The sequence below is a fragment of the Parasalinivibrio latis genome, assembly GCF_036825535.1.
GTDB lineage: Bacteria > Pseudomonadota > Gammaproteobacteria > Enterobacterales > Vibrionaceae > Parasalinivibrio > Parasalinivibrio latis.
Map to the genome: position 1 here is coordinate 3,393,175 of NZ_CP098812.1, position 26,299 is coordinate 3,419,473.

Sequence of the window (26,299 nt, forward strand, 5' to 3'; positions counted from 1 at the left end):
ATTACGCGTTGATGCCAGTGATTTTCACTTCAGTGAACCACTGACGGTGGCCCATCTGCTTGCGAGAATGCTTACGACGACGGAACTTAACGATCTTCACTTTGTCGCCACGGCCGTGAGTAACTACTTCAGCAGTCACTTTGCCGCCATCAACGAAAGGTGCGCCAACTTTTACGTCGTCGCCGTTGGCAACCAGCATTACTTTATCGAATTCGATAGCAGCGCCAGTTTCAACGTCAAGCTTTTCCAAGCGAATAGTTTGGCCTTCGCTTACTCGGTGTTGTTTACCACCACTTTGGAAAACAGCGTACATGTTTAACTCCGCATTTCCGCACAGCCCTTCGATGCCGAATTTGGTCATAAAATACACGACAAGGGGGTGCGCATATAATTCATCAATAGGGCGCGAATTCTAAGGTAATATTTGCAATCTGGCAAGAGATTATACAAAGAAAAATGGTGAAAACCTGCACAGCGCATCCGGTGTCACCAAATTGGAAGATGCTTACTGTGTGGAAACCATGGTTTTAGTGTAATATCCTCGCCTAATTACCAAGGGGAGACCCTCTTCAACCTGTGTGCCGGATATTGTGAATGGATTTTAAAGCTATCCAAAGTCTCGTCGACACCGACATGGCCGAGGTCAATACCAAGATTCTCGCCCAATTGAATTCTGATGTCGCTCTGATTAACCAGCTGGGTTTTTACATCGTCAGTGGCGGTGGCAAACGCATCCGGCCGATGTTGGCTGTCCTGTCCGCCAAAGCGCTCGGTTACCAGGGTGACAAACACACCACCGCTGCTGCGTTTATCGAATTCATTCACACAGCAACACTGTTGCACGATGATGTCGTGGACGAATCCAATATGCGCCGCGGTAAAGCAACGGCTAATGCGACCTTTGGCAACGCTGCGGCTGTGCTGGTCGGAGACTACATTTACACCCGCTCTTTCCAAATGATGACCAGCCTGCGATCTTTGAAGATCCTCGATCTGATGAGTGAAGCCACTAATGTGATCGCCGAAGGTGAAGTCCTGCAGTTAATGAACTGCAATGATCCTGACACGACCGAAGAGAGCTACATGCAGGTCATCTACTCTAAGACTGCCCGCCTGTTTGAAGCTGCCACGCAAATTGGCGCTATCATCTGCGAAAGCGATGAGATCATTGAAAAGGCGATGCAGGATTACGGCCGCTACCTGGGCACCGCATTCCAACTCATTGACGATGTGATGGATTACGTGGCTGACGGAAAGGAGATGGGCAAGAACGTCGGTGACGACCTGGCCGAAGGCAAACCAACACTCCCACTCCTGCATGCCATGGTCAATGGTACCGAGGAAGAACGTTCAATGATCCGCCAGGCGATCGAAAATGGGAACGGCCTCGACAAGCTGGATCCGATCCTTGCCTGCATGAAACGTGTTGGATCTCTGGAATATACCCAGCAGCGCGCTGAGGAAGAAGCGGCCAAGGCCGTGAGTGCACTCAATGTGATACCGGATTCGGATTTCAAGGATGCGATGATCGCACTGGCACATATCTCGGTGCACCGTCGAAGCTGATTGTGCATCACTACCGGCTTGCTGGTATATGAAATCCAGACAAAAAAAGGCTCGCCAGTGCGAGCCTTTTTAAGATCTGGGTGAAGTTTACTTCACGAATTCTTCGCCGATTTTGATATCGTTGCGCAGAGTTTCCAGCATGTCGTTCAGTGCTTTTTCTTCGAAAGCGCTCAGTGGGCCGTGATCCAGGATCTCTTCCACACCGTCTTTACCCAGGCGAACTGGCTGTGCGAAGAAACGGGCATATTTGCCGTCGCCTTCAACATAAGCGCATTCCACCACATCCTGGTCACCCTGCAGGGCACGAACCAGTGACAGACCGAAACGGCATGCTGCCTGACCCATAGACAGGGTTGCAGAGCCGCCACCCGCCTTCGCTTCAACAACTTCAGTACCCGCATTCTGGATACGAGGAGTCAGGGCCGCAACTTCTTCTTCAGAGAAAGTAACACCTTCAACCTGGGACAGCAGTGGCAGGATGGTTACACCAGAGTGACCGCCAATTACAGGCACACGTACTTCGCCTGGATCTTTATCTTTCAGTTCAGCAACAAAGGTTTCAGAACGGATAATATCCAGTGTGGTAACACCGAACAGGCGACGTTTGTCATAAACACCTTTCTGCTTCAGCACTTCTGCTGCAATCGCAACAGTGGTGTTAACAGGGTTGGTAATGATACCTACCAGCGCCTTAGGGCAAACATCTGCAATTCTCTCAGCCAGGGACTTAACGATACCGGCGTTAACGTTAAACAGGTCTGAACGATCCATACCTGGTTTACGTGCAACACCCGCTGAAATCAGAACCACATCCGCACCTTCCAGTGCCGGAGTCGGATCTTCGCCGCTGTAACCCTTGATAGAAACTGGAGTTGGGATGTGGCTCAGGTCCACAGCAACACCAGGAGTTACGGGGGCAATGTCGTAGAGTGCGAGGTCAGAACCAGCTGGAAGGCGGTTTTTCAGAAGCAGGGCCAAAGCCTGGCCGATGCCACCAGCGGCACCAATCACGGCAACTTTCATTTATGTTCTCCTTTACATAATTTTTTTATTTTTCGACCTGGTCAAAACGGTATAGGAAGCAGTACACAAACTCAATCTGTTCCCTATCTGTTTGCGACATCACGCAGATGATATTTGGCTCCGACACACCCCACAAGTGCGACAGACGGATGTTCTACTCAAGTTCTCACTTTTTCGAAAAATGAAGAGATATGGCATAAAAAAACCACACAAAATAGGTGATTCGGTCAGCACTTTATCAGGGCCATATTTGCACTTCTTTGAATGAATATGCAAAAATGCCTGCACTTAGGGGTTCGTTTGAGAGTGACTATGCGTAGCTCAGATAAACAAGACCAATTGGTCAAAGCATTTAAAGCGCTGTTAAAAGAAGAAAAATTCAGCTCACAGGGCGAGATTGTTGAAGCGCTGAAAAGTGAAGGCTTTGATGGTATCAACCAGTCCAAAGTTTCACGTATGCTGACAAAATTTGGCGCAGTACGTACACGTAACGCCAAAATGGAAATGGTTTACTGCCTGCCGGTAGAACTCGGGGTACCAACTACCTCAAGCCCGTTAAAAGAACTGGTGATGGACATTGACCACAATGAATCTCTGGTTGTGATTCATACCGGTCCGGGTGCCGCTCAACTGATTGCCCGCCTGCTTGATTCTCTGGGCAAAGCGGAAGGTATTCTGGGTGTGGTAGCAGGGGACGATACCATCTTTATCACACCTACACTGGGAACACCGACAGAAGAGTTGTTCAGCGCGGTTTGTGAACTTTTTGACTATACCCGCTAAAATATACAAGCCCCGCTCCTATAGCGGGGTTTTTTAACACTTTTTATTTCCCACTCACTTCATTCCAACCTTAATACTCTGGCGTAGTTAAGAGACACCTCATGCTGCTTTCAGTGGTTTGCCACACTTAATGTTAAAAAGTTTTTAATTTATGGTTTAAACTTTGCTAGGATTGCTTGCAAGTCTGGTCGTAGCAGATTGTTGTCAGGCTAAAGTCTTCCTGTAGGACTTTATACTCAACTTTGCAAATTGCCCGAAATTTTCCCTTAACAGGCTGGCCACTAATAACAAGAAAATTGCCCTGCAATAAAGGATGTTTGCATGACAAATACAACGAACACGTCTTCCGATGTTCAGGACATGGTTGCACAGGCAGACACAGGCGCACGAAATCCCGGAGGGATACCGGGGAAAGTGCTTTGGTTTGTCCCTCTTTGCTGGTCACTCTTCCAGCTTTGGTATGCGTCCCCTCTTCCATATATTCTCGATATAGGTAAATTCAACAACACGGAAGCCCGTTCCATCCACCTGGCTTTTGCTGTGTTTCTTGCATTTACTGCCTACCCGGCAATGAGCCGTTCACCCAGGGACAGAATCCCTGTAATGGACTGGGCGCTGGCATTTGCCGGAAGCTTTTCAGCGGCTTACCTTTATATATTTTATGCTGAACTGGCAGACCGCGCCGGTGCGCCTACCCAGTTCGATGTCATTGTTGCAGCCGGAGGCATGTTGATGCTGCTGGAAGCAACCCGGCGGGCGTTGGGACCACCTTTGATGGTTGTTGCAGGTGTCTTCCTGCTATACACGTTTGCCGGCCCCTACATGCCGGATGTTATTGCCCACAAGGGTGCGAGCCTTAACAAGGCAATGTCCCACCTCTGGCTGACTACCGAAGGTGTATTCGGTGTAGCAGTGGGCGTGTCTACCTCTTTTGTATTCCTGTTTGTCTTGTTCGGTGCGCTGCTGGAGCGGGCTGGGGCTGGCGCTTATTTCATTAAGGTTGCCTTTTCCCTACTCGGCCACATGCGTGGCGGCCCCGCTAAAGCGGCTGTTGTGGCATCCGGCCTGTCTGGCCTGGTATCCGGTTCTTCCATCGCCAACGTGGTAACAACAGGTACCTTTACCATCCCTCTGATGAAGCGTGTTGGCTTTCCTGCGACCAAGGCTGGTGCCGTAGAAGTCGCTGCGTCCACCAACGGCCAGCTTACTCCACCCATCATGGGGGCTGCTGCTTTCCTGATGGTGGAATATGTGGGTATTTCCTACGTTGAGGTGATCAAGGCGGCTCTTTTGCCTGCTCTGATCTCCTATGTTGCCCTGGTGTACATTGTTCACCTCGAGGCCTGTAAGGCCGGGATGACCGGGTTGCCGCGCCGCCATAACCCGACAGTGCTGCAGAGCCTGTTCTCGTTTATGACTGTCATTGTCGGCCTGCTGGTGCTCAGTGCAGTGGTTTACTACGGCATCGGCTGGACTAAAGACCTGTTCGGTACGGCGGCAACAGTGATTATCGGTGTAGCGGTTCTTGTTGCCTACATTGCACTTGTCCGCTATTCGTCAAAATACCAGGACGATATGGATCTCACCGCAGATACGCTGGATGAAGTGCCCGAACCCGGTCCTACAGTACGCTCCGGACTCTACTTCCTGCTCCCTATCGTTGTGCTGGTGTGGTGCCTCACCGTGGAACGCTTCTCACCGGGGCTTTCGGCATTCTGGGCGTCACTGTTCATGGTCTTTATTGTCGTCACCCAGCGTCCGTTGCTTGCCTATTTCCGCAACGAGAATAACTTTGCAGAAGAGTTGAAAAACGGCCTTGTCGATATGCTGGAAGCCTTCGTCAGTGGTGCACGGAACATGATAGGTATCGGCGTGGCAACCGCCGCTGCCGGTATTGTGGTCGGTGTGGTAACCCTGACTGGCATCGGGCTTGTGATGACCGATTTCGTTGAGTTCATCTCCGGCGGCAGCATTATGCTGATGTTGCTCTTTACCGCCATTATCAGCCTGATTCTGGGGATGGGGCTGCCGACAACGGCAAACTACATCGTGGTTTCAACCCTGATGGCCCCGGTCATTGTGACCCTGGGTGCCCAGCACGGTCTTGTCATCCCGCTCATTGCGGTACACCTGTTTGTGTTCTACTTCGGTATCCTCGCCGATGACACACCTCCGGTCGGCCTTGCTGCATTTGCAGCAGCAGCTATAGCCAAAGCAGACCCCATAAGGACGGGTATCCAAGGCTTCACCTATGATATCCGGACAGCCATCCTGCCGTTTATGTTTATCTTCAATACGCAGCTTTTGATGATCGACATTGAAGGGCCTGTGCACCTGTTCCTGACGGTATTTTCAGCAACCATAGCCATGCTGGTATTCTCCGCCGCAACCCAAGGATGGTGGTTTACCCGTAACAAATGGTGGGAAACCCTGCTGTTGCTTCTGGTGACCTTCTCGCTCTTCCGGCCGGGTTTCTGGTGGGATCAAGTCTATGCGCCTTCAACATCCCACCCGGGTTCAGCTATCTTCCAGGTTGCTGAAGACACCCCGGCCGGCCATACGCTTGACCTGCGTGTGTCAGGGGAAAACTTTGACGGCGACCAGGTATCCAAGCTCGTCCGGCTGCCGGTTAACCATGAGCTGGCTTCCGGCACTGAGCGTGTGGCCGCAACAGGCCTTGAGCTCCGGGAGGAAGGCGGCACCCTGCTTGTCGACATGATTGCATTTGGCAGTGATGCCGAAAAGGTAGGTATCGACTTCGACTGGAAGATTGATGAGGTCATTGTGGCCAACGACCGTCCAGTAAAAGAGTGGGTCTTTGTCCCTACTTTGTTGCTGCTTGGTCTTATGGCTTGGAACCAGCGTCGCCGGGCGAAAGCCTGAGTCTGTTCATCCCGGGCCCAGGCCCGGGGTTTGCTGTCTGACAACGAGAATCCCTATGTATAAACACATTCTTGTACCGGTAGATTTGAACGATACCGAATTCGCCCAACTGGCGGTTAAGCACGCAGTATGGCTGGCTTCAAAAAGCCAAAATGCCACGCTACATTTTCTGACGGTGTTGCCCGGGGTGCATAACGCCATGGTAGCGTCTTACTTCCCCAAAGACGCCGCACAGAAAATGAAGAAAGACCTGAAACAGCAGTTGGCAAAATTTGCTGCTGGAGCCGTCCCGGAGGAGCTCCTTTATGATTATGACGTACAGGACGGTAAACCTTACAAGGCCATCCTCCGCGAAGCTGACCGCAAGGGGTGCGACCTTATTGTAATGCCGAGCCACAAACGCAGCAAAGTAGACAAAATGGTCATTGGCTCAGTCGCAGAAAGGGTGCTTGCCAGCTCCCCAATCCCGGTACTGGTCATAAAACCCGGCGAAGATGCATGATAATTGAGAGTAAAAAGCCCGGCTTGAATTGTCGGGCTTTTAGTTAAATTAATACCGGGATCAGCTCCGCTGATCGTAACCCCAACGTGGCACCAAACCCTGTTTCACACCAAGGTGGTCAAGTACCCTGGCAACCATAAAATCCACCAGATCTTCGATCGTTTGGGGTTGGTGGTAAAAGCCGGGAGCAGCGGGCATGATGGTTACGCCCATCTGGGAAAGCTTAAGCATATTTTCCAGATGAAGTGTAGAAAACGGGGTTTCACGAACCACCATTAAAAGCTGGCCACGCTCTTTCAGTACCACATCCGCAGCGCGCTCAATCAGGTTGTCCGACATGCCATGCGCTACGGCTGCCAGTGTTCCCGCGGAACACGGGCAAACCACCATTTGTCTCGGGGCTGCTGAACCCGATGCAACCGGGGAAAACCAGTCTTCCTTCCCGCACACTTCGAGCTTTTCAGCTTCACAGCCAAGGCGTGCCACCAGTGCATCCTTCGCAGCATCCGGGCCAGCCGGCAGCTTCAGGTTATGTTCGGTTGCCAGCACTACCCGGGCCGCAGAAGAAATCAAAAGGTAAACGTGGTAATCCGCTGCCAACAGGCATTCAAGCAGGCGGAGTCCATAAGGCGCCCCGGAAGCCCCAGTCCAGGCCAGCGTAATACGTTTCTCTTTTGGCATTTACACGTTTTCCTTTTCTTTCAATGCATCCAGCAATTTGCCATGGATGCCGCCAAATCCGCCGTTACTCATAACCAGTATGGCATCTTCCGCCCGGGCTTCAGCGACAACTGCGGCGACCAACGTGTCAATGTCATCACTGGTAAAGGCCTGTTGGCTGCACTGGTCCGCAATCTCTTTCACCGACCAGGGAATATTGCCCGGCTGGTACAGGAATACTTCGTCCGCCCCAGCCAGTGAAGGGGCCAGGTCATCTTTATGGACCCCCAGTTTCATGGTATTGGAGCGAGGTTCCAATACTGCCAGCACCCGGCCGGCGGTTTTCTTGGCTTTTAAACCGGCCAGGGTGGTTTCTATTGCCGTCGGGTGGTGGGCAAAATCATCGTACACATCGATCCCGGCAACCGTTCCTTTCAACTCCATACGACGTTTGGTATTGATAAAACGCCCGAGCGCTTCACAGGCGAGATCCGGTGTCACACCCACATGACGGGCTGCCGCAATAGCCACCAGGGCATTACTGACGTTGTGTTCACCGACCAGATCCCAGTCAACCGTACCGATCTTCTCACCTTGGAAAATCACATCAAACACACTGCCGTCTGCCTTTTGTTTAACAGACTGCCAGTCGCCACCTTCCCCACTTAGCTCCTTTTCACTCCAACAGCCCATTTTGAGAGTGTCGGTAACATTGGTGTCCTCGGCCGGCGAAATGATGCGGCCAATGGAAGGCACGGTGCGCACCAGGTGGTGGAACTGCTTTTTGATCGCGGACAGATCTTCAAAAATGTCGGCGTGATCAAACTCAATATTGTTAATTACCAACGTTTTAGGGTGGTAGTGAACAAACTTAGAACGCTTGTCGAAGAAAGCACTGTCGTACTCATCCGCTTCTACAACAAAGAACGGCGAACCACCTAACCTTGCGGAAACATTGAAGTTTCCAGGAACGCCACCGATCAGGTAACCCGGTTCATAACCACAGTCTTCCAGGATCCAGGCCAGCATACTTGCCGTAGTGGTCTTACCGTGGGTTCCTGCCACTGCCAGCACCCAACGATCCTGAAGCAGGTTCTCCAGCAGCCACTGAGGGCCGGAAATGTAACGGAGGTTATTATTCAGTACATACTCAACACAGGGATTACCACGGCTCATGGCGTTACCCACCACCACCACATCCGGTGCCGGCTCCAGTTGTGATGGGTCATATCCCTCAATGATTTCAATGCCTTGAGACTCAAGCATGGTACTCATTGGTGGATAGACATTGGCATCGCTGCCGGTAACTTTATGTCCTAGCTGGCGTGCCAGAACGGCAATGCCACCCATAAACGTGCCGCAGATTCCTAGAATATGTAAGTGCATAGGGCCCACTCAGAATGCGTTCCAAACATCCCTTTATCACAGGAATGTTACTTCGTTACGAATAAAAAGATCTTTGTTATACAATCAGATAGCGTCAAACACTAAAAATTTGTGTCCGTATGAATGGATCACATAACAATGACGAATTTAGTTTGTGCGACAACAGATTAGCATGATTTGAATCGCGCAGCCCATTTCAAGCCAACGGAAAATTACGCGACAATTACAAGGAATTACCATGCCTAACATGAAAACGCTTGGTGAGTTTATTGTTGAAAAGCAGAATGAGTTCCCCCATGCCAGCGGTGAGCTTTCATCCCTGCTCTCCTCCATCCGTCTCGCGGCCAAAATTGTAAACCGCGAAATCAACAAAGCCGGACTGGTGGATATTCTCGGTGCAGCCGGTGACGAAAACGTACAGGGCGAAGAGCAGCAAAAGCTCGATGTTTACGCCAATGAGAAATTCAAGGCGGCCATGGAAGCCCGCGACCAGGTATGCGGTATTGCCAGCGAGGAAGAGGACAATGCGGTCGTCTTCAACAAGGACGTCAACCGTAACGCCCGGTATGTGGTATTGATGGATCCCCTCGACGGCTCCTCCAACATTGATGTGAACGTCTCTGTAGGAACCATCTTTTCAATTTACCGCCGCGTCACCCCGGTTGGTACTGTACCGACCGATGAAGACTTCCTCCAGCCGGGCAACAAGCAAATCGCTGCCGGATATGTCATTTACGGTTCTTCAACCATGCTGGTTTACACAACAGGAAACGGTGTCCACGGCTTCACCTATGACCCATCCCTCGGTGTGTTCTGCCTCTCCCATGAAAATATGACCATCCCGAAAGACGGCCGTATTTATTCCATCAACGAAGGGAATTACATCAAGTTCCCACTCGGTGTGAAGAAGTACATTAAGTTCTGCCAGGAGAACGTACCTGAGGACAACCGTCCGTACACATCACGTTATATCGGTTCCCTGGTAGCAGATTTCCACCGGAACCTGCTTAAGGGCGGCATGTACCTATACCCAAGTACTGCGGCTTACCCTAGCGGAAAACTGCGCCTTCTGTATGAATGCAACCCAATGGCTTTCCTGATTGAGCAAGCCGGTGGCCTGGCATCTGACGGCGCACGCCGGATTATGGATATCAAACCGGAAGAACTGCACCAGCGTGTACCGTTCTTTGTAGGCTCAACCAACATGGTGAAAAAGCTCGAAGCCTTTATGGAAGAGTACCCCGACGATCCGGAGTGATCAGGTTACTATAAGGAGCCCTCGTGGCTCCTTTCTTTTGGCTATAATCTGACCAGACTCTGGCCAACAGAAGGAACCTAACGTGAGCCTGAACCAAGTCCCTGCAGGAAAAAATATCCCAGACGACATTTACGTCGTCATTGAAATTCCCGCCAACGCAGACCCCATTAAGTACGAAGTCGACAAGGATTCCGGTGCCGTCTTTGTTGACCGGTTTATGTCTTCACCTATGTTCTATCCCTGTAACTATGGTTATGTGAACCATACCCTGTCTCTGGACGGTGATCCGGTAGATGTATTGGTTCCGACTCCCTACCCCCTGGTTCCGGGGGCAGTCATCCGTTGCCGTCCGGTCGGCGTACTTAAAATGACGGATGAGTCAGGAGAAGATGCCAAGGTTGTTGCGGTTCCACACAGCAAGCTTTCCAAGGAATACGACCATATCCAGGATATAGGCGATCTCCCGGAACTGCTGAAAGCCCAGATTAAGCACTTTTTTGAACGCTACAAGGAACTGGAAGCAGGCAAGTGGGTCAAGGTGGAAGGCTGGGATAATGCAGAGGCAGCAAAAGCAGAGATACTGGCTTCGTTTGAGAGGGCGAAGAAATAGCGAGTGGCGAGTAGCGAGTAGCGAGTAGCGAGTAGCGAGTAGCGAGTAGCGAGTGATGATGTCGCTGATAACTTTGTATTAACAGCGCTTTCTCACCACTCGCAACCGGTTATTTCCTTCCTTACTTGATATCGAACTGATACAGCAAGTCGACGGCGTTACTGAGCCCGGATACCGCTTCCAGGTACAGATTGCTCATTACCCGGTAGCGAAGGGTAAATTCGCCCATGGCGTTAAACAACCCGACACCGTATTTGATTTGCAACCCAGGAAGGATATAGCCGGAGACTTCCACCTTCTGATCATCACCGGTACCGGCAGTATCCAGACGCAGATCCTGCACACCAAATGCCTTTCCGATCTCGCCTACCAGCTTGCCGCTCTGGGCAAGGCCGAGGCCCAGAAGCATTGAGCTCATATTGGCATCCGATTCTCCGTCGAGGCTGCGGCCCCGAAGCAGGTAAGAAAGCGCTTCTGCCTGTGGCTTGGCCGGATCAGAGAAGATATCCACCTTAGGGGAGTCAGCCGGGCCGGTCACCCGGATACCGGCAATCACATCATCTTCTGTGCTTTCCGGGTTACGGATTGCCTCAATGTTCAGGTAAGGCTGATCCGGCGGGCCACTGAAGAAAATCTTGCCGGTACGGATTTGCAAATCCTGCCCAAATGAGCGGTAGGTACCGTCAATAAGGTTGATATCGCCATTAATCAGCGGTCCCTGGTCCTTATTCTGAACCCGGAGGTTACCCGCCAGTTTGGTTTGAAGGCCAAACGCTTCAAGACGCACATCATCTTTAATCACAACCTGGATGTCTGCATCAATGGCAAGAGGTATCTTGTCGGCAGCAGTCACCGGCTCCAGTTTGTCGTTGAGGATCACCAGATCGCTGGATGGGCTTACCGCAGATGCCGGCAGCTCTTCAACAATCACCGAACCTTTTGGCACCACAACCGTACCTGAGATTGTTGCCTTGCCCGGCACAGCTTTCAGTGTCAGGTTTGGCGTAACATACAAAGAGACCATCGGTGGGAGCTGAACTGCCAGTTCGTTGGCATTGATATTGAGATTGGCAAGCCAGGCATCCAGTTTTTCCCAGTCAGCATCACCGGCAAGGTTAAGGTCACCATCGGGCGTAACCAGCTTGCCATCAAGCTTGCCATTGTCACCGTTAAAGAGCAGTGCCAGCTTGCCGCTGTTTACCAGTATCGGGGATTGCGTGGTATTAACCTTGATGCCATCCACGACCAGTGAACCAAACACCGCAGGTTTCAGCATCGGGCCGTTAAAGGTGAGCCTGGCATTGACATTGGATGCCAGCTCAGCTTCCGGCTCTACAGCAGCGCCGAGGAATGCCAGGTCAATCTTGTCGATATCCAGCTTACCCTTCACCTGGCGATTCTCTGAGTCCAGGTTATCCAGCGTCAGGTTGCCACTTATCTGGCCGTTGTCTGTAACCGGCAATAACCAGCGGGTATTCAGCACGTTGTCTTTGAGGTCAGCATCCAGTTCAACGTCGTGCCATCCAACCGATATTGGCACATCCAACTGCTGGGTAACCTGACCTTTTGGCAGTTTGACCCGCGCAGTCACAGAAGGCGCAGTACCGGGTGCCCAGGCAGCATCTACAGTCGCATCAGCTGTACCCGTCAACGCGGTGTCCTGTGGTAAAAAAGACTTAATCAGATTGAAGTCAAACGCGTTCAGTGCCAAAGAAGCGGCACCTTTTTCACCAACCTGGGCATCCTTGGTCAGGCAAAGCGAACTTTTCCCCTGTTGCCAGCAGTGGGCACCGACAGACGCCAACTGGGTCTTGAAATCAAATCCCAAGGCAGTGGCCTTGTTCAGCACCCATTTGCCAATCGGAGAGTCAAGTTCACTCGATTCCAGTATCCCATTCCAACCTGTCTTGCGGTTGAGGTGGCCGTCCAGAACCAGTTGCACACCCGCTGGCTTGCCTTTGAGATCAAGGCTGAGCCGATGGTTTGCCTCGGTGCCTGAAACATCAAGCATCATGGATTTCAGGGTCACGGAATCCTGGAAAGCACCATGCTCCGCCTGAACAACCAGCTTGCCCGATGCAGTAGGCAAGGGGGTTACCTGCCCTTGAATCGACAGTGAATCCAGACTTGCCTGGTTGTCCCAGTCCACTTTGCGAGCTTTCAGATCCAGGCCAATATCCGGTGTTTTCATGGCACCAGAGAGAGATACATTCCCGTCCACAGCGCCTTTTAGGCCCGGTACGGTGGCTGAAAGTTCTGGAAAAGCCAGTCTGGCGCGGATATCCCAGTTTTTGTCCAGTTTGCCGTTTACAGTCAAGGTATTGGGCCCGTGAGTCAGGGAGAGCCCGGAGGTTTTGAGGGAAATGTCCCCCTTTCCTCTGATATCGCTGGCATCCAGATTACCCTGAAGGTTCAGTGGGTAATGGCGAAGCACGCCGTCCACGTCAAGCAAGGGAACTTTCACCTGCCAGCCTCCCGCAGATGTCAGGTGGCCGCTGGTAATCACCTTACCGCTCAGCTTCCCTTCGGCTTCCGGCCATTGCTGGCCAGGTTGGATATCAACAAAGTCCAGCGCCGCCCCCCAGCTTACAGATGGGTCCCATTTAACTCGGGCCGTGCCATCAAGCGTGCCGCCTAGGGTTGCCAGGGAAAGCGTTGTCAGGTCGACCCTTTTCAGTGTTCCCTGCCCCTTGAAACCGGCATTGACAGTTGGGATAGTCGTCCCGGAAACCTCTCCCTTGAGATCGAACCGATAGGTATCAAGGGAACCTTTCGCCGTGAGCGTAAGGTTGTCGCCGGCGAAATCTGCCTTCTGCTGGATTGGCCACTGCACATGCTGACTGTCCAGTTTGAGGTTAAACGGCAGCGACGGGTCAAGCACATCCAGCTTGCCTTTCAATGCCGCCTTCAGGACGCCGTTCAAACGGGCATCCAGTTTAAGGCCCGCCAGATCGCCAGACGCATCCAGTATCAGGGTATGCTTCTGGACTGGCGCCATTTTAAGATCAACCTCGCCATCCAGCGTCAGAGGGTAGTTACCCTTGAGAGAAGCAGTGGCGTCCAACGCAACACTGGCTTCCGGCACGTCCAGCTCAAGCTTTTTAACCGACACGTCATTGCCGGATGCAGTGGCACTGAGGGCCAGGCGCTTCACCTTGTAAGGTGTCGGCTTAACCAGCTCAAAGTCAGTGACCGTAAAGCGCTCAACATCCACTGAAAGCGGGATCCATACTTCGGGCAACTCCAGTGGTTTGCCCTCGTCAGTAGCCGGTTTTTTCTCCGTGGCTTTCTCCTCCGCCTTGCTTTCTGCAAGGGAAAGCCGGATTCCATCCCACTTGGTGGGAGTAAGCACTAACTTGTCACCGGACATGCTGGCGCCGGATTCAAAATGCTTCCAGCTTACCCGGTTACCGAGAATATCGAGCGAAATATCATTCAGTACCAGACCTTTAACCACTACCGGCAACGGCAGGTTGACAGAGGTCACGGGTTCAGACGGTGTTTCACTTTCAGGGGAAGGTGGCGGCAGCTCCGGCATGCTGAATGTCACACCGTCCAGTTTCACCGCATCCAGGCAAAGCGCCGGGGTAAGCAAACACTTACCTCGCAGGTTAATTTCGGCGTCTCGGGCACCGACTGCCATCAGGTCATCTTTATAGTGGATACCTTTAAGGGTAAAGCCGCCAAGCAGTGCCCCTTCACTCTCCTCAACCTTGAAATCCGGCAGGGCTTGCTCCGCTCCCCACAGCGCCAGCTTAACACCAACCGGGGTTGCCACAACCAGCGCAACCAGGCCTATCAGGGCAAAAATGGTCAGAATAAGACCGAATGTCAGGCGCAAAAGCCAACGACTCATAGCTCAGGCCCCAAAGTAAAGTGGATCATGACTTCATCATTTTCGTTTTCAAAGCCGTGGGCAACGTCGAAGCGCACCGGGCCAACCGGGGAAGCCCACCGGATACCCAGGCCGGCAGAACGTTTCCAGTCCGGCGAGTTATCCCAGGCATCACCGGCATCGGTAAAGGCTGCAACCCACCAGTTACCGTAAACCCGGTATTGGTATTCGAGTGAACCTGTCGCCAGGTAGCGGCCACCAGCAAGTTGCCCCGATGAATCCAGGGGCGAAATTGACTGGTACTTATAGCCTCGGACACTGTTGTCACCACCGGCAAAGAAACGCATGGACGGTGGCACTTTTTCAAAGTTGTCGGTATCCATCCAGCCACCATTGACCCGGACAATACCTCTGTGATTTTCATTGCCCCGAATCCAAGTGGTCTGCCCCAGAAGGCGAACAATACTGATATCAGATCCCCAAAGCGGTTCACCCACCTCCAAGGTCAGGGACTGCTTGTCCCCCCAGTATGGCATCACCCCACCCCGGGCCCGGGTACGGCTGAGGTTAATTCCCGGCAAAATCAGGTTGGTGGTGTTTTCATCAAGGCCCTGGGTATAGTCAGAATAGAGCCAGCGGACAAAAACACTGCCCTGCCACTTGTTACGGAGCGCCCAGTGCCGTGAAGCTGACCCGGTCACTTCAAGGCTCTGGGTGTCATTTTGATTGATATTCTGCACACCAACCTGAGCTAGGAAATACTCCGTCAGCACTCGGTCGAGAGGAATTTTGTAGCTGCCCTCCCACGTCTGCTCCGGCTCAGAAACAGAGAGGTTGCTGGAAAAGCTGTTACCGCGGGCATTTACCCAAGGCTTTTTCCAGTTGAATTTAAGCCTTGGGCCCACATCGGTTGAGTAACCGACACCGACTTCAAACTTGTTACGCGGAGCAGGTTCCAGAGCGACATCAACAGGGAGGACTTCGTCTTTCTCCTGTTTAAAAGGCGTGGTGATGGCAATAGAAGAGAACCAGCCGGTACTTGAAAGGTTCTGGTTAAACTCCCCGAGCTTGATAACTTCGTAGTAATCGCCTTCTTTGAACGGAACCAGGTTAACCATACGGTCATCCCATATCTGGCTGTTCTTGTAGGTCACCGCACCAAACTTGTAACGCTTGCCACTGGCAAAATGCAGCCGAATAAATGCTTCATTCAGACCTGGAGCCACTTCCAGTTTGCTCAGGGTAAATTCTGCATCGAAGTAGCCTTTTTTAAGCGCCAGGTTACGTATGGAAGATTTCAGGGACTCATAGCTGCCCTGGTTCAGGATAGAGCCCACTTTCGGTGCGCTCTTCTCTAAGGCAATAAAGTCCGGATCCTCTTCGGCCATACCGGAGATCTTAAGATCCACTGCCTTGATGCGCACCGGCATACCGGGATCAATAGTCACAGTGACATCGGCGTCTTTGGCAGACGTCTGATCGGTCACCTCGTACTTGATGGTGGGATTGAAATACCCAAGCGCCTGCAGAGCCTTACGGATCTCCTGTTCCAGTTGTTCCTGGAACCTGCGGGTCAGCTGGTAGTCACGCTCCGGGATTGCATCCACATATACGTCAACGTTGTCTTTGAGTTCCCCGTCCAGGCCTTGGATATCCAGATCGATACTTGCGTGGCTCTGAAACGGACAAGACAACAGCAGGACAAACATACCTGCACAGAATTTTCTAAATTTCATTCAGGAGCATTGTGTCGTTTTAATGAAGGCGATTTTTTCCCGACAGCATATTACTTATTGCACGGCGTGATAAGAGAGTGGGGATATTATCTTTAGGAATTAGGGCAGATAACCGTAAACAGGCAAAACGTCTCCTCATTTTGCTAACACCCCGAAAACAAAAAAGCTGCCTTTCTGGCAGCTTTTCAGGTCAGTACGCCGGTTTCTCAGGCAGGTGCCATCAGCTTGATCTGAGCATTTACTTCGCTCATTACAGACATAAGCCTTTTGCTGTGGCTATGGGGAGGCAATATGCGTCCACCATCAAATTCAAACTCCCCCACCCCTTCAATATACAGCTGCCCCCGGTGGAAGTTCCTGACATACCGGGCGATCTGGCGCGGCCGGTATTGTTGAAAAATGCGTAACATATGCCTTTCCTTTTTGACGCGTGTCCGTTGCAAGCTTCCTTGAATTCAAGGCAATACTCTTGCCACAGTTATTATTATTTTTAAGATTGCCACCCCTTATCGTAGCAAACATCGGCGATGTTGCCCGCCATTTGTTTCAATTATGTTAATCAGAACTGGGCGCAAATAGCAATTCGGTGATAGCTTTAATAAGTGGTCAGACCGGCCATTTAAGATAATCCAATTATATTCAACTACTTGGTTAATGAACTTATTCGTTAACCTGTATAAGAAGACGATGGAAAAATAATGAAAATGAATAAGAAGTTAACTCTCGCTCTCACCCTGGCAGCCCTTCCGTGGATTGCACAGGCGCATAACCTGACTGTCGGTCAGCCGGTGCCAGCCGTCAAAGTGGACGACAAAGGGGAACTGATGCTCACTGATGGTTCAATTACCTACCAGCCATGGAGCGCAGCACAGCTTCCGGGTAAAGTCCGGGTAGTCCAGGCAATGGCCGGGCGTTCCAGTGCCAAAGAGATAAATGGCCCGATAATTGAGGCGTTGAAAACCGCAGGCTTACCGAAAGACACATACCAAACCACCACTATCGTGAACCAGGACGATGCGGTCTGGGGAACCGGTGGTTTTGTGAAATCATCGGTCGAGGACAGCAAGGAGGAATTCAGCTGGTCTTCATTTATCCTTGACGCTGATGGAAAGGTTGCCAAAGCCTGGGACCTAAAAGCAAAGAGCAATGCCATTATCGTGCTGGATAAATCCGGTAAGGTACTTTTTGCCAAAGACGGCGCACTGACTGAGCAGGAAATCTCTGATGTACTCTCTATGCTGAAAACCGCACTGCAATAATTCCTGACGGCAGCCCTTCAGGGTTAGGGCTGCCATAAACCAATGAGGTTAATTCTTCAGTTAAACTGATTGGCATAGCTACTTTTCGTTTACTTTTGGTTCACAACGCCTTTTGGTATTTGTTATGTTATAGCATCTCAGAGAGACGATGGAACGTCATGCTAAGGACAGGCGGGTTAATCCGGACCCTACTTCTACTGTTTTCACTGGTTTTCTCCCAGCTGGCCTGGGCAGAGCACCTGATCGCCGAGATCGCGGAAGATCACCCGGAAACCGAATGTCACCTTTGCCTAACTATAACAACGTCAGCAACAGGCTATACTCTTCCTGTCACAATATGGCTGTCAGACAATACGCCATACACCCGTGATTTGTTACCCGCACCATTTACGCGGCACACGCCAACACGATTCAGCCGAGCACCGCCCTGGAATCCTGATTTTAAGCCACACTTATCTTATTAACTTTTATCAGAATATCCGGAGGCGACATGTCATCTCGACAGACACCTTTCTTCCCGCTGGCAGGTTTTTCACTGACGCTGCTCTCGGCATCCGTTTTATCCGCAGCCGTGCACGCCGACGAGCACGAATTTACCCAACATGAATCGCACGAGCATGGCGTGGTGGAACTTCACCTTGCCCAGGACCAAAACCTTCTCCTGGCTGAAATCACCGCACCCGGCGCGGATGTCATCGGCTTTGAGCACGCGCTGCAAAACGAAGAACAGCACCATGAACTGGAAGAAGGTATCGCCAAGCTCCAGCTGGGTGGCAAACTTCTTATCCCTAACCGTGAAGCCGGCTGTCGCCTGGCAAGCATTGATGTAGACCACACCTATGGCGATGAGCACGACCACCATGAAGGCGAAGGTCATGACGAACACGAACACGAACACGAACACGAACACGAACAGCATGACCATGATGAACATGAAAAACACCATAATGAAGAGCACGATGAACATCATGCGGATGAACATGATGATCATCACGATGATGAACATGGTGAACACCATGAACCAGAAAGCGGCCATGCCGGATTCACGGCCAGCTATGAATTCAAGTGCGATAACATGGACAAACTTGAGTCAGTGAAGGTGAACTGGTTTACCCACTTCCCTGCAACCGGGGAAATCGAGGCCCAGGCCATTACAGAGCGTGGGCAATTTGCCGCAGAGCTGGACAAAGATAAATCTGTCATATCATTGAGATAAAGTCCCCGCAAATATAAGGGCGGCGGGATTCCGTCGCCAGGTAGGTGTTATGGCAGTCATCACAATCAATCATCTGGCTTTTGGCTGGAACCGCGATTCCCAAGTACTGGATATTCCTTCCCTGGTCATTGAAGCAGGCGAAAAAGTACTGATTAAGGGACCTAGCGGCAGCGGTAAATCCAGCCTGTTAAGTTTACTGGCCGGGATAACGGTGCCTGACTCAGGTGATGTTTCCGTTTTGGGGCAATCTACACAAGATCTCGGTGCATCCCAGCGGGATACATTCCGGGCAAACCATATCGGCTATATTTTCCAGCAGTTCAACCTGCTCCCCTACCTCACGGTTGCGGAAAATATTCTGCTGCCACTTCGCTTTTCTGCAACGCGGCGGCAAAGAGCCGGGGGTGACACTGCCGACATTGCCCGAAAGCTGATTGTCGCACTCGGTCTGCCTGAAAACTTGCTCAGCAGGCCGGTGACTGCGTTGAGCATTGGCCAGCAACAAAGGGTCGCGGCAGCCCGTGCGCTTATTGGGGAGCCTGAACTTCTTATTGCTGACGAACCCACATCGGCACTGGATACTGATACCCGCCGACAGTTTATCGATTTGCTGATGGACGAATGTCATCGTGCCGGCAGTACATTGGTTTTCGTCAGCCATGACCCGGCACTCACCCCCTGTTTTGATCGCACTATCGAACTCTTGGAAATCAACCGGGTAAGGGGACAGGCATGATGTGGCAACTGGCGCTGAAAAGCCTGGTCAACCGACGTGCAACGGCGCTCCTCACCCTGTTTACCATTGCCATATCAGTCACCTTGTTGTTAGGTGTCGAACGAATCCGGACTGAAGCCAAAGCGAGCTTTGCCAATACCATTTCCGGTACCGACCTTATCGTCGGGGCCCGCTCCGGGCAGGTAAACCTGCTGCTCTACTCGGTGTTTCGTATCGGCAATGCTACCAACAATATTGACTGGAACAGCTACCAGCATCTCACCGGGCACCCTTCCGTTAAATGGGCGATTCCCATCTCCCTGGGGGATTCACACCGGGGGTTTCGGGTAGTCGGTACCAATGGGAGCTATTTTGCCCACTACAAATACGGCTACAAACAGCCGCTTGCGTTCCAAGAGGGCAAAGCATTTTCCCAAACCCTGGATGCCGTAATCGGCTCTTCAGTTGCAAAAGAGCTGGGCTACAACGTCGGGGATGAAATTGTCATCGCTCATGGCATAGCCGACAGGAAATTTGCCCGTCATGACAACCTGCCGTTCACCGTTACCGGCATCCTCAGCCCAACCGGTACCCCGGTTGATCGCAGTGTCCATGTGCCGCTGGCGGGGATTGAAGCTATCCATATCGGCTGGGAGTCCGGTGCCAGGTTGGGTAAAGGGCCTGATCCCAGCCAGATTGACAATTACAAGCTGGAGCCAGAGCAGATCACTGCCGTGCTTCTTGGGTTGAATTCCCGTCTCAAAGCCTTCGCTGTCCAGCGTGAGGTCAATGAATACCGGCAGGAACCCCTGACCGCAATCATGCCCGGTGTGGCATTGCATGAGCTGTGGCAGATGATGTCTGTCGCTGAGCAGGCGCTTCTCGTCGTATCGGTTTTTGTTGTGGTAGCCGGTTTGCTCGGCATGCTTTCCACCTTGCTAAGCACACTTAACGAAAGGCGCCGTGAAATGGCAATACTGCGCGCCGTCGGTGCTAAGCCTGTACACATTTTCACCCTGCTGATGAGTGAAGCCACCCTGTTGACCCTTGCCGGGGAAGTTCTGGGAATTGCCCTGCTTTATGGCATTCTGGCGATAGCCAGCCCAATCCTTTCGGCAAACTATGGCTTATTGCTGCCAATCCGGGGATTATCGGAATACGAATGGATGTTAGCCGGTCTGATATTAGCCGGTGGAGTCATTATTGGTGTCGTCCCTGCGCTGCTCGCTTGCAAGCGCTCCCTGTCCGACGGCATGACAATGCGAGTTTAAGGAGTAGAACATGAAATGTTGGCCGCTGTTCTGGCTGTTTATTTTTATCCCGTCATTGAGTGCCCCTGCTTGGGCCGACCAGCCTCTGACACTGGACTGGATTGACCTTGTGCCAGAAAACGAGCGCAATATGTTCACGCCCGGGGGGATGCCCATTCAGCCAAATGTCAGCCACAATTCTGATATGACAGCACAGCAAAACCGGGTTGGCTCAGTACGCGGTGAGCTCAACAACAGTTTTGTGAAGATCCCCGGTTTTGTCATACCCCTTGAAGGTGATGACAAGGTAGTGACGGAGTTCCTGCTGGTTCCCTACATGGGAGCCTGTATTCATGTTCCCCCTCCGCCCCCAAACCAAATCGTCTATGTAAAGTTTAAGGATGGTGCGCCGATACAGCAGTTATGGGATGTTGTATACGTGATGGGAACGCTGAAGACTGAACAAGTCAGCCACGAACTTGCCGAAGTGGGATACCTGTTGGAAGGTGAAAACCTGATGCCATACGACGAGTGATGGCGATAAACAGACAATAGATGCCCCGGCACCTGATATTTACCTGCCTGTCATCATTACCGCATGTCGGTCAGACAATATAGCGGGACAGGTAGGCCAGGGTACCTATGTAGGTAAGAACAATAATCGCATTGAGCGGGTTCACTTTAAACTTACGCATCGGCTCTCTTTTCCCGACGATGGTTGCATTTATGTTAACAGAATATAAATGCAATTAACATTCCCAACATTCATTCCGCGTGGCATTATGAGACGTGGACAGGTAAAAAAGTGTTTCTGTTGAGGGTGTTACCATGGAAGTCAAATGTGCTCCCGTTCCCGTGGAAAAACCGGCAGTCGAAAAAATCCCTACCGATGAAAAAGCGCAACACAAAAGACATGGCGACGCTGAGCGCGCAAAAAGCAGCCAGAAACAGGTGAAACGTATTGCTGAACACCACTGGCTGGGGGCTCTCATTGAAGAGCATACAGAAAAAGACCTGCCGGAACGCACCCAACACCGCGCCGATATGCTCAGGCAGCGACAGCAAGCCAACCTTGAACGCATTCTGAAAATGGCTTATGAAAGCTGCCAGGATGAAAGCGCCAGGGAGCCGGATCCCGACTGGCTCACCCGCTTCTTCGATGCTGCGCAGAATATTTCCGGCACTGCAATGCAGCGCTTGTGGGCCCAGATCCTGAAACTGGAAGTCATGCAGCCGGGGGCAACATCCCTCAAAGCACTCTCAATCCTCAGGGATCTTACCCACCGAGAAGCCCAGCTTCTGCAGCGGGCATGTGCCCTCGCTACCAGCTTTGGCAATGAAAGTTCGCGGAAAATAATTACCGGCTACCGGGTGGAAGCCGGGTGGAAGCAGCTTTTCAAACCCAGTAAGCCCGAGCGCCTTTCCCTTGGCGATTACCAACTCTCTTACTCGTCACTGATGCAATTGGTGGAGCTGGGGTTGATTATGCGTACTGAACTGGAATCCGGCGTGATTGAAATGCACCCGCCAATGCCCCTGCACTACCACAACAAGCAATACATGCTGACACCGGTGAAGCAGAAAACCCGCATCCTTTACTACCGCTTCAGCCCTGTGGGCAATGAACTTGCGCGTCTCGTCGGCAGGCAGTTCAACCAAAACTACCTCGATGATGTGATTAACCTGCTTGCGGTCGCATTTGAAGTCGAAAGCGGCAAGGGAAGCCAGCTCTCTTTCACCATTTAGCAGAGCCAGAGACAGCAAAGGCGCCAGTTGCGGCGCCTTTAGTCAAAGACATGCAGGGCTAACCCCGCTTGATAATGCCGCGTTTCAACAGCTCTGCAAGGCACTGCTCTACCTGCTCGTCTATCGAGCCGGTGGCGGTTTGCAGGCGGATCTCTGCATTCTCAGGAGCCTCATAAGGCGAGCTGATCCCGGTAAACGCAGGGATCTCCCCCGCCCTTGCCTTTTGGTAAAGCCCTTTTGGATCCCGCTGCTCACATACTTCCAGTGGTGTATCAACAAAGACTTCAATAAACTCGCCTTCCGGCAGCAGGTCACGCACCAACTGGCGCTCGGCACGGAACGGGGAGATAAAGGCGGATAACACTATCAACCCGGCATCTGTCATCAACTTTGCCACTTCCCCTACCCGGCGGATATTTTCTTTACGGTCCTCATCGGAAAAACCGAGATCCCGGCAAAGGCCATGGCGGACATTGTCCCCGTCCAGCAGGTAGGTGTGGGCACCCAGCTCAGCCAGTGCATTTTCCAGTGCCCCGGCCACTGTCGACTTACCGGATCCAGACAAGCCGGTAAACCACAGCACACAAGGTTTTTGCTGCTTGCTGTCAGACCGGTACTGCTTGTCGATATTGTGTTTGTGCCAGACCACGTTTTCGTCGTGGTGCGGCTGGCGCACTGAACTCATAAACCTTTCCCTGTCATCGGTTAAAACGGAAACACCAAGGGGATCAGGGTCAGTACCAGCGCCGAATAGACAATGGATACCGGTACCCCAATCCGCAGGTAATCTTTAAGTTGGTAGTTCCCCACACTGTAAACCAGAAGATTGGTCTGGTAACCGTAAGGGGAAATAAAGCTGGCACTCGCCCCGAAAAGTACCGCCATGATAAACGGCATAGGTTCAACACCATAGCTGACCGCCAGGCTGTAGCCGATAGGAAATGCCAAGGCAGCTGCAGCGTTGTTGGTAACCAGCTCCGTCAGGACCAGGGTCATCAGGTATGTTGCTACCAGCGCCCCATAAACACCCCAGCCGTTAAAGCCTTCCATAAACAACAGGCCGATTTTTTCAGACAACCCGGTTGTGATCATCAAATGGGCGATGGTTAGTGCTGACCCGACAATAATCACCACATCTGTTGGGAACCGGCGGCGGATTTCATTGAGGTTTACGGTGCCGGTCAGCAGCAATGCCAGCAGATAGGCCGCCAGGCCATTGAGCATTGGAAGAATATCCAGCAACGCCGCACCGATAACCGCAGCAAACCCGGCCAGTACACCCATACTGTGGCGGGAGGTCAACCGGGTGCTTGAATCAAGGCCATTAATCAGCAGGAACTCCCGGTCAAGCTTCTTCCCTCCCTTGCAGAAAGACTTGCCCGGCACCAGCACCAGCGTATCGCCGGCACGCAATTCGATGTTGCCAAGCCCGCCGGCCAGTCGTTCATGCCCGCGCCGGATGGCGACAACTACGGCATCATAGTGTTCCCGGAACTGGCTTTCTTTCAGGGTTTGCCCGACCAGGGCACTGCTCTGGCTTATGACTGTTTCAAGTAGGTTTTGCCCGTTGATGTGGTGCTGCCCGAACAACTCCAGCCCCGGAATTTCTTGCAAGGTTGCGACACTTTCCACGTCACCGCAGAACTGCAGGCGGTCACCGGCATAAATCAGGGTATCCGGACTTACTGGGGCAATCGTGGTGCCGTTGCGGTCAATTTCCGCAAGATACAACCGGCGAAGCGCCCTCAGTCCAGCTTCCGCCACAGTTTTACCCGCGAGGGGGGAAACCCGGTCAACCTTGGCTTCAAGCACGTAAGGCAGGTCATCTTCACCCTGCTCATCCCTGGTAGGCAGGAAATGGCACATCGGCACCAGGATCATAAGTCCGCCAAACAACACAGCAAGCCCGATCAACGTCGGGGCAAAAAAGCCCAGGCTGGGAAGCCCGGCATCTTCAACGAAGCTGTTGATAATCAGGTTGGTAGATGTGCCGATCAAGGTCAGGGTGCCACCGAAGATCGCCGCATAGGAGAGCGGGATCAGGAGCTTCGAAGGCGCATGTCTCTGGTTGCGTTTAATCGCCCCGATAAGGGAAACCACCACGGCGGTGTTGTTGGTAAACGATGACAGAAATGCCGTCGACAGCCCCATTTTCGCCACCACCGACGCCAGCCGCCCTTGGGACAACTGCCGGGCAACCCAGCTTATCAGCCGGGTTTTCTCAAGGGCCGCGGAGGTCAGGATCAGCAATACCAGTGTCAGCAGTGACGGGTTGGTAAAGTTGTGGCTGACTTCCGAGATGTCAGTCAGCCCCAGTTGGAAAGCGACAAATGCCGCACCGGCAAACAACCAGGCGGGTTTTACCCGGGTTGCCAGCAAACAGGTGACCAACGCCACCAGCAACACGGCGACAACTGCCTGCTCCCATGTCATCACTCTACCCTTACAGCTTGCTCAGATCTTTGGCATCCCAATGCGGGAAATGCTTTCGGATCAGTGCATTGAGTTCCAGCTCAAACGCTGAGAACTGGGACGGGGTTTCCTGAATCTCGCCCAGGGTTACATCACGGATCATCCCGGCACCCACAGTCACATTGCTGAGGCGGTCGATGATGATAAAGCCACCGGTATCGGCAACATCCAGGTAACGGTCACTGGGAACAGATTCAGTCAGGTTAAGCTCACACAACCCAATTCCGTTGAGCGGCAGCTCATCGGTATCAAAGGTCGCCAGGTTATTGATATCCACCTGGTGAAGGATGGCACTGAACTCACCCACGGTTTTCTTGCTTGCCAGCTTGATATCGTATTGGCGCTCAAGTTGCAGCGGAGTTTCTGACATCCAAACCACATCAGCGAGCAATTTGTTACCCTGGATTACATTGGCATTTTCCGGTACCAGCAGGTCGCCACGGCTGATATCAATTTCATCATTCAGGGTCAGAGTCACCGCTTGTCCTGCATGTGCCGCATCCAGGTCGCCATCAAAGGTGACAATACGCGCCACGGTGGACGCCTTGCCGGACGGCAGTACTTTTACCGCATCACCCACTTTTACAGAACCGGAAGCGACAGTACCGGCAAACCCGCGGAAATCGAGGTTCGGACGGTTTACATACTGGACCGGAAGACGGAATTCACCACGAAGACGGTCTTTTTCGATATCGACACTTTCCAGCATATTCAAAAGCGGCTCACCTTCATACCAAGGTGTCAGCTCACTGGCTTTGACTACGTTGTCGCCTTCCAGTGCAGAAAGCGGGATCAGTTTGATATCGATATCGCCGTTAAGCTTCTCGGCAAAAGCCAGGTACTCGTCACGGATAGACTCAAACCGGCTTTGGTCAAACGCCACCAGATCCATCTTGTTAACCGCAACGATAAAGTTACGGATCCCGAGCAGGCTGGCAATGTAAGAGTGCCGACGGGTCTGATCCAACACGCCTTTACGCGCATCAATCAGGATCACGGCCAGATCACAGGTCGACGCGCCGGTTGCCATGTTGCGGGTGTACTGCTCATGTCCAGGGGTATCAGCAATGATGAACTTGCGCTTCTGGGTTGAGAAGTAACGGTAAGCCACATCAATGGTAATACCCTGCTCACGCTCTGCCTGCAGGCCGTCTACCAAAAGGGCCAGATCCGGTTTCTCGCCGGTGGTGCCCACTTTGGCGCTGTCTGCATGGATCGCTTCCAACTGATCTTCATAGATCTGCTGGGAATCATGGAGCAAACGCCCGATAAGGGTACTCTTGCCGTCATCCACTGAGCCACAGGTCAGGAAACGAAGCAGGGATTTGTTCTGGTGTTGTTGCAGATAGGCCTCAATCCCAAGCTCGGCTACCTGTTGTTCAATTGCGTTGTTCATGCC

General features: G+C 52.2%; 22 protein-coding genes. 12 read left to right on the forward strand and 10 right to left on the reverse strand.

Features of this window, described 5'->3' with window-relative positions; all coding sequences use genetic code 11:
- Window position 1 precedes the first annotated feature (1 nt).
- Window positions 2-313, reverse strand: coding sequence for a 50S ribosomal protein L21 (gene rplU, locus NF212_RS15320; RefSeq protein WP_054674214.1), 312 nt, complete (start codon window positions 311-313; stop codon window positions 2-4).
- A gap of 281 nt (window positions 314-594) precedes the next feature.
- Between rplU and ispB the strand changes: the two genes are divergently transcribed.
- Window positions 595-1,566, forward strand: a complete 972-nt coding sequence (ispB, locus tag NF212_RS15325) for an octaprenyl diphosphate synthase (RefSeq protein WP_434357107.1) — start codon at window positions 595-597, stop codon at window positions 1,564-1,566.
- An 87-nt stretch (window positions 1,567-1,653) separates the two neighbouring features.
- On the opposite strand, the gene mdh is transcribed toward ispB, so the two are convergent.
- Window positions 1,654-2,589, reverse strand: coding sequence for a malate dehydrogenase (gene mdh, locus NF212_RS15330; RefSeq protein ID WP_434357109.1), 936 nt, complete (start codon window positions 2,587-2,589; stop codon window positions 1,654-1,656).
- A 312-nt stretch (window positions 2,590-2,901) separates the two neighbouring features.
- On the opposite strand from mdh, the gene argR reads away from it, so the two are divergent.
- From argR to NF212_RS15345, 3 genes are all read left to right on the forward strand, one after another.
- Complete coding sequence (gene argR, locus NF212_RS15335) at window positions 2,902-3,372, forward strand: transcriptional regulator ArgR (RefSeq protein WP_054674154.1); 471 nt, start codon at window positions 2,902-2,904, stop codon at window positions 3,370-3,372.
- Window positions 3,373-3,693: 321 nt separating this feature from the next.
- Window positions 3,694-6,255 carry a TRAP transporter permease gene (locus NF212_RS15340; RefSeq protein WP_434357111.1) on the forward strand — a complete coding sequence of 854 codons (2,562 nt, stop codon included), beginning with the start codon at window positions 3,694-3,696 and terminating at the stop codon, window positions 6,253-6,255.
- Between the two features lie 55 nt (window positions 6,256-6,310).
- A complete protein-coding gene (locus tag NF212_RS15345; protein WP_434357113.1) occupies window positions 6,311-6,757 on the forward strand; it encodes a universal stress protein in 447 nt (148 codons plus the stop codon).
- A 60-nt stretch (window positions 6,758-6,817) separates the two neighbouring features.
- Here the strand turns inward: NF212_RS15345 and NF212_RS15350 are convergent, their stop codons facing one another.
- Together NF212_RS15350 and mpl are read right to left on the reverse strand one after the other, a co-directional pair.
- A complete protein-coding gene (locus NF212_RS15350) occupies window positions 6,818-7,438 on the reverse strand; it encodes a flavin prenyltransferase UbiX (protein ID WP_434357115.1) in 621 nt (206 codons plus the stop codon).
- A complete protein-coding gene (gene mpl / locus NF212_RS15355; RefSeq protein ID WP_434357117.1) occupies window positions 7,439-8,803 on the reverse strand; it encodes a UDP-N-acetylmuramate:L-alanyl-gamma-D-glutamyl-meso-diaminopimelate ligase in 1,365 nt (454 codons plus the stop codon).
- Between the two features lie 238 nt (window positions 8,804-9,041).
- Here mpl and fbp point away from each other — a divergent pair, with 238 nt between their 5' ends.
- Together fbp and ppa are read left to right on the forward strand one after the other, a co-directional pair.
- Complete coding sequence (gene fbp / locus NF212_RS15360; protein WP_434357119.1) at window positions 9,042-10,061, forward strand: class 1 fructose-bisphosphatase; 1,020 nt, start codon at window positions 9,042-9,044, stop codon at window positions 10,059-10,061.
- Window positions 10,062-10,143: 82 nt separating this feature from the next.
- Window positions 10,144-10,671 (forward strand): inorganic diphosphatase, encoded by a 528-nt coding sequence (gene ppa / locus NF212_RS15365; RefSeq protein ID WP_434357121.1) that lies wholly within the window; start codon window positions 10,144-10,146, stop codon window positions 10,669-10,671.
- Between the two features lie 121 nt (window positions 10,672-10,792).
- Here ppa and tamB read toward each other — a convergent pair whose 3' ends face one another.
- The 3 genes from tamB to NF212_RS15380 all read right to left on the reverse strand — a co-directional run bounded on the left by tamB (window position 10,793) and on the right by NF212_RS15380 (window position 16,652).
- A complete protein-coding gene (gene tamB / locus NF212_RS15370; protein ID WP_434357123.1) occupies window positions 10,793-14,527 on the reverse strand; it encodes an autotransporter assembly complex protein TamB in 3,735 nt (1,244 codons plus the stop codon).
- A complete protein-coding gene (tamA, locus tag NF212_RS15375; RefSeq protein ID WP_434357125.1) occupies window positions 14,524-16,242 on the reverse strand; it encodes an autotransporter assembly complex protein TamA in 1,719 nt (572 codons plus the stop codon). The genes tamB and tamA overlap by 4 nt, the downstream gene beginning before the upstream one ends.
- A gap of 206 nt (window positions 16,243-16,448) precedes the next feature.
- Window positions 16,449-16,652, reverse strand: coding sequence for a DUF1107 domain-containing protein (locus tag NF212_RS15380; protein WP_434357127.1), 204 nt, complete (start codon window positions 16,650-16,652; stop codon window positions 16,449-16,451).
- A gap of 294 nt (window positions 16,653-16,946) precedes the next feature.
- Here NF212_RS15380 and NF212_RS15385 point away from each other — a divergent pair, with 294 nt between their 5' ends.
- The 6 genes from NF212_RS15385 to NF212_RS15410 all read left to right on the forward strand — a co-directional run bounded on the left by NF212_RS15385 (window position 16,947) and on the right by NF212_RS15410 (window position 22,428).
- Window positions 16,947-17,501 (forward strand): YtfJ family protein, encoded by a 555-nt coding sequence (locus NF212_RS15385; RefSeq protein ID WP_434360897.1) that lies wholly within the window; start codon window positions 16,947-16,949, stop codon window positions 17,499-17,501.
- A 490-nt stretch (window positions 17,502-17,991) separates the two neighbouring features.
- Window positions 17,992-18,717 carry a zinc uptake protein ZrgA gene (gene zrgA, locus NF212_RS15390; RefSeq protein ID WP_434357129.1) on the forward strand — a complete coding sequence of 242 codons (726 nt, stop codon included), beginning with the start codon at window positions 17,992-17,994 and terminating at the stop codon, window positions 18,715-18,717.
- A 49-nt stretch (window positions 18,718-18,766) separates the two neighbouring features.
- The gene (locus NF212_RS15395) at window positions 18,767-19,453 is read left to right on the forward strand and encodes an ATP-binding cassette domain-containing protein (protein ID WP_434357131.1); all 687 of its coding nucleotides are present in this window, start codon (window positions 18,767-18,769) and stop codon (window positions 19,451-19,453) included.
- The gene (locus NF212_RS15400; protein WP_434357133.1) at window positions 19,450-20,703 is read left to right on the forward strand and encodes an ABC transporter permease; all 1,254 of its coding nucleotides are present in this window, start codon (window positions 19,450-19,452) and stop codon (window positions 20,701-20,703) included. The genes NF212_RS15395 and NF212_RS15400 overlap by 4 nt, the downstream gene beginning before the upstream one ends.
- Before the next feature lie 10 nt (window positions 20,704-20,713).
- Window positions 20,714-21,217 (forward strand): DUF3299 domain-containing protein, encoded by a 504-nt coding sequence (locus tag NF212_RS15405; protein ID WP_434357135.1) that lies wholly within the window; start codon window positions 20,714-20,716, stop codon window positions 21,215-21,217.
- Window positions 21,218-21,510: 293 nt separating this feature from the next.
- Entirely contained in the window at window positions 21,511-22,428 is a 918-nt protein-coding gene (locus NF212_RS15410; protein WP_434357137.1) for a TIGR03899 family protein, read from the forward strand.
- A gap of 58 nt (window positions 22,429-22,486) precedes the next feature.
- Here the strand turns inward: NF212_RS15410 and cysC are convergent, their stop codons facing one another.
- From cysC to cysN, 3 genes are read right to left on the reverse strand one after another with little or no spacing between them, the layout of a single operon-like run.
- A complete protein-coding gene (cysC, locus tag NF212_RS15415; protein ID WP_434357139.1) occupies window positions 22,487-23,113 on the reverse strand; it encodes an adenylyl-sulfate kinase in 627 nt (208 codons plus the stop codon).
- 20 nt (window positions 23,114-23,133) lie between these two features.
- Window positions 23,134-24,861 carry an SLC13 family permease gene (locus tag NF212_RS15420; protein ID WP_434357141.1) on the reverse strand — a complete coding sequence of 576 codons (1,728 nt, stop codon included), beginning with the start codon at window positions 24,859-24,861 and terminating at the stop codon, window positions 23,134-23,136.
- Between the two features lie 10 nt (window positions 24,862-24,871).
- Window positions 24,872-26,296: a sulfate adenylyltransferase subunit CysN gene (cysN, locus tag NF212_RS15425; protein WP_434357143.1), complete on the reverse strand. Its 1,425-nt coding sequence runs from the start codon at window positions 26,294-26,296 to the stop codon at window positions 24,872-24,874.
- Between the last annotated feature and the right edge of the window lie 3 nt (window positions 26,297-26,299).